Below are 12,482 nucleotides of genomic sequence, written 5' to 3'. Positions count from 1 at the left end.
TTTAGTTGATAATTTAGTGAAAAATCCGCCAGCGTAGTTTTCTGGCGGATACTTATTTAGAAAGTTACGGTAACCTTTCCTCGTAGGTAAAAAGGCGTTCCCGGTGTAAAATGAATCTCTTCAAAAGAATTCGGTTCGTTGAACAATCGGCTTTCCGTAGCGAACTGTGTCTCGTTCCATTCGGTATCGAACAGATTTTCCACAATCAGTCCAAAGGTCCAGTTGTTCACACTATAATTCAACGTTGCATCAGTCACGAAATAGCCTTCCGCTACAATGGAATTGTCCTCATTGGCAGGTCTATCATCGATGTATCGATAGTTAAATCCTCCCGAAAAACCTTCGTTGCCTCCCATGGTAACACCACCCGCCATTGTAAAATCGGGTGCCAAGGGTATGTAATCTTCTCCATCGGCCTCTTCGGTGCTACGAGCATGGGTATAGTTAGCATCGGTATATAGGTAAATCCAGTCCATGGGTTGGTACCTCGCTCCCACTTCGATTCCCATTCTTCTGGTTTTTCCGCTGGGTTCTACTATCGCTGCATCCCCAACATACACAAACTCTTGATCTAAAAACAAAGTCCAGAGGGTGGCATTTAAAACCAATTTATCCGCTGGTTTTACAATTGTTCCTAAATCCACCCCATAGGCGGCCGGTAAAATTTCTTCACCCTCATTTGCTACAACGACTCTAGTATCGTTGGAATGAAAACCGATTCCTGTTTTTAAGAAAAACTGGGTGTTTTGAGTTGGACTGTAAATGGTATTGAATTTAGGGCTAAAAGCCACTTTTTCCTCACTGCGACTGTCGTAAAGCTCACTCATCTTGTCAACATAATCGAACCTGAAGTAATCCATACGAAGGGCGGGCTCAAACGTAAATTTACCGGATTTGAATTCAGCTCCAGCAAAGGCGTAGCCATTTACCTCGTCCACATCTCCATAGGCCAATCGTTCCAATAGATCTTTACGGTTGAAGGTGTGGGACAGTTGGTTATCATCTACATTATCGTATCTAAAACCCATTCCTGCATTGTATTTGAAATTCAAGTTGCCCATATTGGCCGAATTATCCTGAAAAACGGTTTTAGCACCTGCCAGCATCCTGTCTTCAAATTGTTTGATCTGGTCACCATTTACAGGATCCTCCAAGAAAAACGTAAAGTTGGAATAGAGTTCAAAATCGTAATGGGATACAAACACCATTGTATTGAGCGATTTACCCGCCCCCAAGTTTTTGTTATGGTTCAAAACGAAATTGGTCCTGCTCGTTTGTCCGCCCTCCGTATCATCAATGGCTCCAAAACGACTGATCAAACCTTGGTCGACCGCTCGTTGTGGTATTTGGCCCGATGCATCCCATTTGCTCGAAAAGTGTGAAGCAGTTAACAGCAACTCTTGATCACCAGGCAAAGCATAGCGATATCTTCCCAAAAGATTGATTCGATTAAAGTGCTGTGGCGACTCAAACGGTCCATCTGTCAAATACAATTCCGAAGCCACGTAAGCATTGGAATTTTGGTTCTCCAATACATTGAACATTCCCATAAACCTGCGCGCCCCAAATTGTCCAACTTCGGTGGAAAAAACGCTTTTGTCCAAGCTTTTTCTCAGCTTTAAATTCACGTAACCGGCGGTATTAAAATTCCCTTGATCGGCATAATAGGGTCCTTTCCCAAAGTTGACATTCTCAATGGTCTCAGGAATAACAAAATGAAGATCTGCATAACCCTGCCCATGGGCATGGGAAACCATATTTACCGGCATCCCGTCCACATTAATGGCCACATCGGTTCCGTGATCAACATCAAAGCCTCGCAAGAATATTTGTTCGGCCTTTCCGCCGCCAGCATGCTGTCCAATGATCAAGCCAGGAACCTTCCTTAAAATTTCCTGTGATGATTTTACGGGATTGGTTTTAACATCCACATCCACCACTCTACTCAAGGCGTCCACCTTGGATACTAAAACTACTTGGTCCAATGAAATGGAACTTTCCTCAAGTACAATGGTAATCGTATTTTGTAAATCCGTTTCACTCACCACTCGGGTGAGCGTGGCATAACCTAACCTGGAAAAGTAAATTGTGTCGTTCACCGAGGTTCTGTCCAGAACAAAATGTCCTGTTCCATCGGTATGGCTATGTTGTCCACTAGTTTTGTTGAAAATTCCAGCATCCTCTAAGGGGGAACCAGCTTCATCTACCAGTTTTCCCTCTATGTTTTGTGCAGCAAGAGCACTAATGAACAGCATGAACAATGCCGTCATAAAATATCTCATGTCGTTGTCTTTTAATTTGATTTGATAAATAAGTCTGAACAATAGAAGTACTAGACCACCCCAAAAAAGATTGGAACTCGTTCTTAAAATTGGCCTAGCCTATTTTTCAACTATGTTGGGGAGGCGGTGTAGTTACGCTTTGGCACCATAAGGGAACTATGCTTTGATAAGCCCAATTGTTGTTACCTACTGGCAACAAACCTATTTCATGTTGAAGCCTAATTTCTTCGGGAACATGTTTATCCAATTTAAAGCTAATCCTATCCTTGGATTCTTGCTCATCGGGCTGATGGGCCTCCAACAATTCCTTTAAGGCTTCCAATGCTTCGTGGGAGTGGCCCGCCATGGCTTCCAAAGAAGAATAATCTATGGCTTCGTGATCAGAAGCAAAATGATGGTGGTTGGTTTCTGGAGAAACAACGTGGGAGACTTCATGCAAGGTCTCCAACACCAGTCCGTTAAAAAGTCCAAGTAAATAAAACAGACACATTGCAGCGCATCCTGTACTGATGAGCTTTGATTTTGTATATGTTTTATTTTTTTTCATTACCCTTTGATGATCGGCTTCAATTTACTTACGAAAAAATTTAGGGTAGGGTTTTATTTCTATTTTGTTTGTAACAATTGTCAGTTACATTTGTCTAACAGTAAAACACAACCATGGACATAGCATTGCTCATTTTGGGGTTTCTTTTGATGCTGGTCGGAATACTCGGTAGCTTTTTGCCCGTTTTGCCCGGTCCGCCTATCAGCTGGTTGGGATTATTATTACTCTATTTGACTAGGGCAGTACCCGATAATTGGTGGGTTTTGGGAGTAACCTTTGTCATCGCGATCACCATCACCATTTTGGATTATATAATACCCGCCATGGGTACCAGACGTTTCGGTGGCAGCAAAGCTGGCATGTGGGGAACCATCATAGGTCTACTTGTAGCCCTTTTTGTTCCGATATTCGGACCCTTGGGTATTATCATTTGGCCATTTATTGGTGCATTGGTCGGCGAATTGTTGAACAAGGCCAATAAAAAAACCGCCATGAAGGCGGCCTTTGGTTCGTTTTTAGGTTTTTTGACGGGTACTTTTATGAAACTTGTGGTAACTGTTATGTATACCATTTTCTACGTATACATCACCATTAAGTATGCCGGGGACCTATTTACTTTTGGTTAATCCAGCCACTGTACTTTTTCCGCAATAGGAGTTCTATTGGATGGTTCCACTTCACCATCGTAGTACCCCATAAAAAGAAATCCGAGACATCTTTCGCCTTCGTTCAAATCAAAAAATTCATCCATAAACTTTATAAGTCCCGGTGATGCCCAATAACATCCAATACCAAGTTCGGTACAGCACAACCACATATTTTGGACAGCCATGGCCACCGAGGCAATCTCTTCCCACTCGGGCAGGCTTTCTTTTGGGTCCCGTTGCATGCAGATGGCGATTACCGCTCCAGAGTTGGATGGGTTAAACTGCAGTTTTTTGATTTTCATCTGTTTTGGCTTGGGGTCCACTTCTTGATATTTATTAGACAAAAAAGCACCTAATTCGTGTTTCTTTTTCCCCATTAACACCTTAAACCTCCAAGGTTCTGTTTTCTTGTGCGTTGGGGCCCAATTCGCGGCCTCCAAGATTTTCTCGATAGTTTCTCTTGATATGGGTTTATCGTTAAATTGGGGAGGAAAAATACTTCTCCTTTCCTTGATCAGATCAAAAATCATAATGCGCTATTAAATTGAATCCCAAAGTTACGCTCCAAAACGTTGCTATCATAATTTAAGGAGCAAGTCCATACATTTTTGAAGGGCCGGGTTTCTATTATCCGTTTTCCAGACCATGCTCAAAATGGCCCGTTGATCTATTTTTTTCATTTCGATGAATTTTACCTTCATCTGGAACCCATACTGAAGCGTTGTTGGTACAATAGCTATGCCCAGTTTATTCTCCACCAGTTTAAAAATGGTCTGTGCGTGGACCGATTTATGCGAAACATTGGGCACAAAACCACTATCCTCACAAATACTTAGGACAGTATCGTAGTACATTGGGCTATAATCTTGGGAAAACAGAATAAAATCCTCATCCGCCACTTGGCTGATGTTCTTAAAATTCGCTTCATCCAAAGGATGGTCTGCCGGTAGCACCAAGGAAAAGGTGTCCTCAAAAACAGGTTTCACATCGAGTCCTTTAGGAACGCGGGACAATCGTACAAAGCCTAAATCCAATCGATCGGCCAATATCGCATTGATCTGCGCTCGGTTGGAAAGCTCCTCCAGGGTGGTATGGACCGTTGGGAACTTTTCTTTCAAACCCAGCAATAAATTGGGGACCACATTTTGCATGGCAGAACCCAAAAATCCGATACGCACCTCCCCCAATTGCCCCTCTCCGATAAGTTTTACCTGCTTCTTGGTCTGTTCCAGATGATTCAAGATAAATTCCACCTCCTTTTTCAAAAACTCCCCGGCGGGGGTCAGACTCACCTTTTTCTTGTCCCTAACAAAAAGTTGGGTGCCCAGTATCTCCTCCATCTGTTTGATTTGCGTGCTCAATCCAGGTTGGGAAATAAACAGCTTTTCAGCGGCTTTTCTATAGTGGAGCTCTTCAGCCACTGCCAAAAAATAGATGAAATGTCGAAGTTCTATTTGATAATTCATACTTATTGATTATTACAAAAATAAGTATTGGCAATTATTAAACCTAAATGGTAATTTTATTCAAAAGAAAAAAGCATGGCGATAGACCGAACATTTCAATTTGGCGAAGACCATTTAACCGCAAGTATAGCTTTGGGCATGGCCCAAGGCAGCATAAAAGGTGTTTTCTCCGACGAATGCCTGAAAAATGTAAATGCGAGTTACCAACGCGTTCAGCGTATCGTGGAAAAAGGCGATACAGTGTACGGCATCAACACAGGGTTTGGTCCCTTGTGCAATACCAAAATATCCAAAGAGGACACCAAAATACTTCAATCCAACATATTGCAAAGCCATAGTGTGGGGGTAGGCAATCCCATTTCCAACGAATTGGCAAAGATCATGTTGATCCTAAAAATCCATGCCTTGGCAAAAGGCTTTTCAGGTATTGCCGAAACCACACTGCAACGTATGCTTTGGCATTTGGAAAACGATGCCATTCCCGTGGTCCCCTCCCAAGGTTCGGTAGGGGCATCTGGTGATTTGGCTCCACTCTCCCATCTATTTCTTCCATTGATTGGACTTGGGAAAGTGGAATACCAGGGAAAAACCATCCCGACCCAAGAGTTATTTCAGCAAACAGGAGTAAAACCTTTGGAATTGGGTCCAAAAGAAGGTCTTGCATTGATCAATGGTACCCAATTCATTGCTGCCCATGGTGTTATGGTCCTACATAAATTACAGTATTGCCTTCGCCATGCGGATATTATTGGCGCCATGATGCTCGAAGGATTACAAGGTTCCATGAAGCCCTTTTTTGAGGAATTACACGAACTCCGCCCGTTCAAAGGCAACCAACATGTGGCGGGCCGAATACGCACCCTGCTCCAAGGTTCCGAAATTTTGGAAGACCATATCGATTGTGAACGGGTACAGGACCCCTATTCCCTACGTTGTATGCCACAAGTACATGGGGCGTCGCGCAATGCTTGGCTACACTTGAAAGAATTATTGGAAATCGAGCTCAACTCGGTCACAGACAATCCTGTCATTATAAATGATGAACTCACCATAAGTGGAGGTAACTTTCATGGACAGCCCTTGGCCATGGCTTTGGACTATGCTGCTTTGGCCGCTTCAGAAATTGGAAACATATCCGACCGACGCATTTATCTGGCGCTCGAAGGCAACAGTCCGGGTGTTCCAAAATTGCTGATGAACGATACAGGTATCAATTCGGGCTACATGATTTTACAGTACACTTCTGCGGCATTGGCGAGTGAGAACAAAAGCCTGTGTTTCCCTGCCAGCGCCGATAGCATTCCTACCTCGTTGGGACAGGAAGACCATGTGAGCATGGGGTCCATCAGCGGTAGAAAAGCACTGAACATTATCGAGAATGTAGAGAAAATCCTGGCCATCGAACTGTTGACCTCGGCCCAGGCATTTGAATACAGAAAACCTTTAAAATCCGGTGTTGTATTAGATGAAATCCATACATTCCTTCGAACCAAAGTTGCTTTTGCCGAAAACGACCGTGTTTTTGCCGATGACATTGAAAAAGGAATCGAAATCGTTCAGAATCGTGAAATCATTGATTTGGTGGACCGTGTAATGGATGAGAAAAAATTGAAGTGGAACGCCCCACACCTTGATGAATTTGAAACATATTAACATGAACAGACCACTATTGATAGGACCCTTTACCCAATTGCTTCCCATGACGGGACTCCCCTTAAAAGGAGCGCTCAAAGACGAGCAACTAGCCGTTATCGAAAATGGGGGCATATTGGTTTCCGAAGGGAAAATTCTAAAAGTCGGTGTTTTTGATGAATTAAAATCAGATGATGTCGACATCCACCATATAGAAGGACAACAAGTTTGTCTGCCGGGCTTTGTGGACTCCCATACCCATATTTGTTTTGGTGGAACTCGTGCCCGTGATTATGCCTACCGCAATGCCGGAAAAACCTATTTGGAGATTGCCAAGGCGGGCGGTGGTATTTGGGATACCGTAACCCAAACGCGAAAAGCATCACAAGAGGAGTTGGTCAAAGGGATTGTTTCCAGAAGTAAAAAACATCTCAAGAACGGCATCACCACCATCGAAGTGAAAAGTGGTTATGGTCTTTCTGTAGATGAAGAATTGAAAATGCTACGCGCCATCAAACGAGCCAACAAAACTACAAATGCTTCTTTGGTCCCCACTTGTTTGGCAGCCCATATGAAACCGAAAGATTGGAGTGAGGACAACGATTATCTGGACACAATCATAAATGAATTGTTCCCAATCATTAAAACCGAAAACCTGGCCAATCGCGTGGATGCCTTTGTGGAAGAAAGTGCTTTTTCCCCAGAGGAAATCAAACCCTATTTTCAAAAAGCGAAAGAAATGGGATTTGATATTACGGTCCATGCCGACCAATTTACTACAGGAGGCAGTCAAGTAGCCGTGGATTTTGATGCAGTAAGTGCCGACCATCTGGAAGCCAGTACCGAAAAAGAGATTCGATTGTTGGCCAAGAGCAATACCATAGCCACAGCATTGCCCGGGGCTTCCATTGGTTTGGGATGCGCTTACACCCCTGCCCGTAAAATCTTGGATGCCGGCGGTGCTTTATCCATTGCCAGCGATCACAATCCAGGGTCTGCCCCCATGGGTGACCTATTGACCCAAGCCAGTATTTTAGGGACTTTTGAAAAACTCTCCAACACCGAAGTTTTGGCCGGCATTACTTCAAGGGCAGCGGCGGCTTTGCGATTGTCGGACAGAGGAAAACTGGAAGAAGGAGCACAGGCAGACTTTGTGGTTTTCCCTACGGATAACTATCAAGAAATAACATATCACCAAGGGCAATTAAAGCCTCATATGGTTTGGAAAAAAGGGAAACATATCCATTAAAAAATTGAACCATGACCGAATTTCAGCAACAAATATTACAAGGCATACCCGAGCAACTTCCCGCAAAAAAACCATATCCCAAAAACGGTAACCCAGCTCCAAAACGAAAGGATATTCTATCCAAGGAAGAGAAGAAATTGGCTGTAAAAAATGCACTACGGTATTTTCCGGAGGCTTGGCACAAAGAACTCGCATCAGAGTTTGCGGAGGAACTGAAAACCTATGGTCGTATTTACATGCATCGGTTTAAACCAGATTATGAAATCTACGCCCGACCTATTTCGGAATACCCTGCAAAAACACACCAGGCAGCGGCCATTATGCTTATGATTCAAAATAATTTGGATCCTGCTGTGGCACAGCATCCCGAGGAACTTATCACCTATGGTGGCAATGGTGCAGTATTCCAAAACTGGGCGCAGTACCTGCTCACCATGAAATATTTGGCAGAAATGACAGAGGAACAGACCTTGAACATGTATTCCGGCCATCCTATGGGGCTTTTCCCATCCTCCAAAGAAGCTCCAAGAGTGGTGGTCACCAATGGTATGATGATTCCCAACTACTCCAAACCCGACGATTGGGAGCGCTTCAATGCACTTGGCGTAACACAATACGGACAGATGACCGCAGGTTCCTACATGTATATTGGTCCACAGGGCATAGTCCATGGAACGGCCATCACGGTCATGAATGCTTTCCGAAAAGTATTGCAGAAAAACGAATCACCTGAAGGAAAAATATTTTTGACCGCAGGATTGGGCGGTATGAGCGGCGCCCAACCCAAAGCCGGAAACATAGCAGGGGGTATCACCGTTTGCGCGGAAGTAAATCCAGAAGCTGCCAAAAAAAGGCACGATCAAGGCTGGGTAGATGAGTTATTGGTAGATTTAGATCTATTGGTTGTCCGCACCAAAGAAGCCGTTGAAAACAAAGAAGTGGTTTCCTTGGCGTACATCGGCAATGTGGTTGATGTCTGGGAACGCTTTTACGAAGCCAACATTTTTGTTCATTTAGGTTCCGACCAAACCTCTTTGCACAATCCTTGGGCCGGTGGTTACTATCCCGTTGGACTTTCTTTTGAAGAATCCAATATCTTGATGGTGGAAAATCCCGAAGCTTTCAAGGAAAAAGTACAGGAATCGCTACGACGTCAAATCAGTGCCATCAATAAGCACGCGGCAAAAGGCACTTACTTTTTTGACTATGGCAATGCCTTTTTGTTGGAAGTTTCCCGAGCGGGCGGCGAAGTGATGGCCGAAAACAATATCGACTTCAGGTATCCATCTTATGTACAAGATATTTTAGGGCCCATGTGTTTCGACTACGGATTTGGCCCATTTCGATGGGTCTGTACTTCGGGTGACCCAAAAGACCTTCAAAAAACGGATGCCATTGCCTTTGAGGTGATGAAAAAAATAAAATCCGAAGCTCCCGAAGAAATCCAACAACAAATGCAGGACAACATCAAATGGATTTCGGAAGCGGAACAGAATAAATTGGTAGTGGGTTCGCAAGCTCGGATCCTCTATGCCGATGCCGAGGGGCGCAGCAAAATTGCGGACGCCTTCAATACGGCCATTGCCAAGGGAGAAATCAGTGCTCCCGTGGTATTGGGACGTGACCATCATGATGTGAGCGGAACGGATTCACCCTTTAGAGAGACCAGTAATATTTATGATGGCAGCAAGTTCACCGCCGATATGGCCATTCAAAATGTGATTGGCGATAGTTTTAGAGGGGCCACTTGGGTGTCCATTCATAATGGTGGCGGCGTTGGCTGGGGAGAAGTCATCAACGGAGGTTTTGGCATGGTACTCGATGGTTCCGAAGAAGCCTCCAACCGATTGAAGAAAATGTTATTTTTTGATGTGAACAATGGTATTTCCCGTAGAAGCTGGGCGAGGAACAAAGAAGCCCGCTTTGCCATTGAACGAGAAATGGAACGCTCCCCCAATTTAAGGGTAACTTTGCCTTATCTTGTAGAATCCAATATTTTGGACCAGCTTTTTTAATGTGATGAAACACTACGACCCCCCGAAAAAAGACCTTTGGACAGGTAGAATTTCCAATAAATGGCTGTATCTGCACGAAAAAGTGCATTGCACACCCTTGGAGGAACTCCCAGAAGCCCAAAAAAAATCCATTGCCCTTTTGGGCTATGCCTGTGATACTGGGGTGCACCGGAACCAAGGTCGGGTTGGAGCCGAGGATGGGCCGGATGCAATTAAAAGTAGTTTTGCAAAAATGCCCAACCATTTGGGGAGCAATGTGCTGTTGCACGATGTGGGCTCAATTACTTGTACCAATAGCGATATGGAGTCGGCCCAAGAACAACTCGCCGAAGCTACCAAGACCCTTTTAGAAAAAAAACAGTTTCCCATCGTTTTGGGCGGGGGGCACGATATGGCCTACGGGCACTACAGCGGCATCAAAAAATATTTGGACGCCAAGAAAGAAGGACAGACCATCGGCATCATCAATTTTGATGCTCATTTCGATTTGCGGAAAAACTCGGAGCAAAGCAATTCGGGGACCCCGTTTTATCAGATAGCGAAAGACTGTGAAAAAGAGGGCATCGATTTTAACTACCTCTGTCTCGGTATCCGAAAGGATGCCAATGATCGAAATCTGTTCCAAACAGCAAGGGACCTCGATGTAATCTATGTAATGAACGATACGTTTCAAATTCCCCTACTGAATGAAATTACGACCTGGATCAATGCTTTTGCCAAAAATGTGGACCATATTTATGTGACCATTGACTTGGATGGATTCTCCTCTGCCTACGCGCCTGGCGTTAGTGCCGCTTCTCCAATGGGTTTTAGCCCATATATGGTTTTGGAATGTTTAAAAACGATTATCGGGTCTGGAAAATTGATCAGTATGGACATCGCCGAGATGAATCCCAAGTACGATGTCGACGGACAAACGGCTAAATTGGCCGCTTCTCTGGCACACCATGTGGCACACGCTATTACCCAAAGTTAATCTTACTTAAAAATTGTCATTCTGAGCAAAGCGAAGAATCTATTATGACTGTTATGTCTCAGCTTGTTTGACACGAATTACACGAATGCCCATTAATATTTTATGAGCTGTCATATCGAGTGTAGTCGAGATACGAGACCTCTGACAGTAAAACCTATCAACTACGCTCAAGGTAATACCCACACGTATATTTACACTTTCCACTACAAACAAAAAAAGCCTCCCAAAAGGAAAGCCTTTCATTGGCGAGCATCGGTTTGATGCTTCAACCTGATTCCAATCGTCGTGACTGGAATCCAACACAACAGTACAAAGATATAATGATTTTTCGGATAAAATAGCAGTAGGAGTTGTTGATATTTATTTTATGGAATATTTCCATTTTATAGGAATATTTCCATATTTTAGCTTTCCTTCAACTGAACAATGGAAAAGACGATTTTGCATCTGGATTTGGATACCTTTTACGTATCCGTGGAACGCATCATCAATACAGAGCTTAAAAACAAGCCCTTATTGGTGGGCGGCACCAGCGACCGTGGTGTGGTGGCGGCCTGTAGCTATGAGACCCGTGGATTTGGGGTGCATTCGGGCATGCCCATGAAAATGGCCAAGGAACTTTGTCCGGAGGCCGTAGTAATCCGTGGCAATGCGGGTACGTACAGCAAGTATTCGGATGTGGTCACGGAAATCATCAAGGAACATGTGCCTGTTTTCGAAAAATCAAGTATTGATGAGTTTTATGCCGATCTATCGGGCATGGACCGCTTTTTTGGCTGTTACAAATACGCCACAGAAATACGCCAGAAAATCATTCGGGAAACAGGATTGCCGATTTCGTTTGGGCTATCGGTGAACAAAGTGGTTTCTAAAGTAGCTACTAACGAGGCCAAGCCCAACAATCAGCTCAAAATAGATTTTGGTTTGGAAAAGCCTTTTTTGGCCCCGCTTTCCATCAAAAAAATTCCAATGGTAGGCGATAAAACCTATCAAACCCTTAGAAATTTGGGCATACGGCAGGTAAAAACCGTTCAGGATATGCCCATGGACATTATGCAACGGGTATTGGGCGCCAATGGCAGAGTAATCTGGAAAAGAGCCAATGGCATAGACAATACGCCCGTGATTCCTTTCCACGATAGAAAATCCATCTCCAACGAGAGAACATTTGATAAAGATACCATTGATATCATCAAACTAAGGGGCATTTTGATTGCTATGACCGAAAACCTGGCCTACCAACTACGCCGGGGCGATAAATTGACGGCCTGCGTTGCCGTAAAAATTCGATATTCCGATTTCAACACCTATTCCAAACAATCGCGTATTCCATACACGAGTGCAGACCATACGCTCATCCCAAAAATATTGGAGCTGTTCGACTCGCTGTACAATAAACGGATGTTGGTACGTCTCATCGGTATTCGATTCAGCCATTTGGTCTCGGGCAATTACCAGATCAACCTTTTTGAAGATACAGAGGAGACCCTGAACCTGTACCAAGCCATGGATTATGTCCGTAATAGGTTTGGAAGTAGGAGTGTGCTGCGTGCTTCCGCCATGGGCGCAAAGACCATTGGCAGCATGCACAACCCCTTTAATGGGGAACCCCCTGTGGTTTTGGCGCACAGAAAACAATGAACAATTTCCAATAAACAATTGGTAACT

The 12,482-nt window shown here is 44.1% G+C and carries 10 protein-coding genes; 6 read left to right on the top strand and 4 right to left on the bottom strand.

Annotation, left to right across the window (positions count from 1 at the left end):
* Nucleotides 1–56 precede the first annotated feature (56 nt).
* Nucleotides 57–2,282, bottom strand: coding sequence for a TonB-dependent receptor (locus tag J0654_RS12480; protein ID WP_207029419.1), 2,226 nt, complete (start codon nucleotides 2,280–2,282; stop codon nucleotides 57–59).
* A 106-nt stretch (nucleotides 2,283–2,388) separates the two neighbouring features.
* Entirely contained in the window at nucleotides 2,389–2,829 is a 441-nt protein-coding gene (locus J0654_RS12475; RefSeq protein ID WP_207029418.1) for a hypothetical protein, read from the bottom strand.
* A gap of 113 nt (nucleotides 2,830–2,942) precedes the next feature.
* On the opposite strand from J0654_RS12475, the gene J0654_RS12470 reads away from it, so the two are divergent.
* The gene (locus tag J0654_RS12470; protein ID WP_207029417.1) at nucleotides 2,943–3,455 is read left to right on the top strand and encodes a DUF456 domain-containing protein; all 513 of its coding nucleotides are present in this window, start codon (nucleotides 2,943–2,945) and stop codon (nucleotides 3,453–3,455) included.
* On the opposite strand, the gene J0654_RS12465 is transcribed toward J0654_RS12470, so the two are convergent.
* Nucleotides 3,452–4,006, bottom strand: a complete 555-nt coding sequence (locus J0654_RS12465; RefSeq protein WP_207029416.1) for a nitroreductase family protein — start codon at nucleotides 4,004–4,006, stop codon at nucleotides 3,452–3,454. The two genes, J0654_RS12470 and J0654_RS12465, sit on opposite strands and share 4 nt — an antisense overlap.
* Nucleotides 4,007–4,054: 48 nt before the next feature.
* The gene (locus tag J0654_RS12460; RefSeq protein WP_207029415.1) at nucleotides 4,055–4,942 is read right to left on the bottom strand and encodes a LysR family transcriptional regulator; all 888 of its coding nucleotides are present in this window, start codon (nucleotides 4,940–4,942) and stop codon (nucleotides 4,055–4,057) included.
* 75 nt (nucleotides 4,943–5,017) lie between these two features.
* Between J0654_RS12460 and hutH the strand changes: the two genes are divergently transcribed.
* The 5 genes from hutH to dinB all read left to right on the top strand — a co-directional run bounded on the left by hutH (nucleotide 5,018) and on the right by dinB (nucleotide 12,455).
* Nucleotides 5,018–6,595, top strand: coding sequence for a histidine ammonia-lyase (gene hutH, locus J0654_RS12455; protein WP_207029414.1), 1,578 nt, complete (start codon nucleotides 5,018–5,020; stop codon nucleotides 6,593–6,595).
* A 1-nt stretch (nucleotide 6,596) separates the two neighbouring features.
* Nucleotides 6,597–7,823: an imidazolonepropionase gene (gene hutI, locus J0654_RS12450; protein WP_207029413.1), complete on the top strand. Its 1,227-nt coding sequence runs from the start codon at nucleotides 6,597–6,599 to the stop codon at nucleotides 7,821–7,823.
* Between the two features lie 11 nt (nucleotides 7,824–7,834).
* Nucleotides 7,835–9,838 (top strand): urocanate hydratase, encoded by a 2,004-nt coding sequence (locus tag J0654_RS12445; RefSeq protein ID WP_207029412.1) that lies wholly within the window; start codon nucleotides 7,835–7,837, stop codon nucleotides 9,836–9,838.
* A 4-nt stretch (nucleotides 9,839–9,842) separates the two neighbouring features.
* The gene (hutG, locus tag J0654_RS12440; protein WP_207029411.1) at nucleotides 9,843–10,814 is read left to right on the top strand and encodes a formimidoylglutamase; all 972 of its coding nucleotides are present in this window, start codon (nucleotides 9,843–9,845) and stop codon (nucleotides 10,812–10,814) included.
* Between the two features lie 426 nt (nucleotides 10,815–11,240).
* On the top strand, nucleotides 11,241–12,455 hold the full coding sequence (gene dinB, locus J0654_RS12435) for a DNA polymerase IV (RefSeq protein ID WP_207029410.1): 1,215 nt from the start codon (nucleotides 11,241–11,243) through the stop codon (nucleotides 12,453–12,455).
* Nucleotides 12,456–12,482 lie beyond the last annotated feature (27 nt).

Source organism: Flagellimonas profundi (assembly GCF_017313275.1).
In the GTDB taxonomy this organism is placed as follows: Bacteria; Bacteroidota; Bacteroidia; order Flavobacteriales; family Flavobacteriaceae; genus Flagellimonas; species Flagellimonas profundi.
This window is presented reverse-complemented; position numbering and strand designations above follow the sequence as displayed.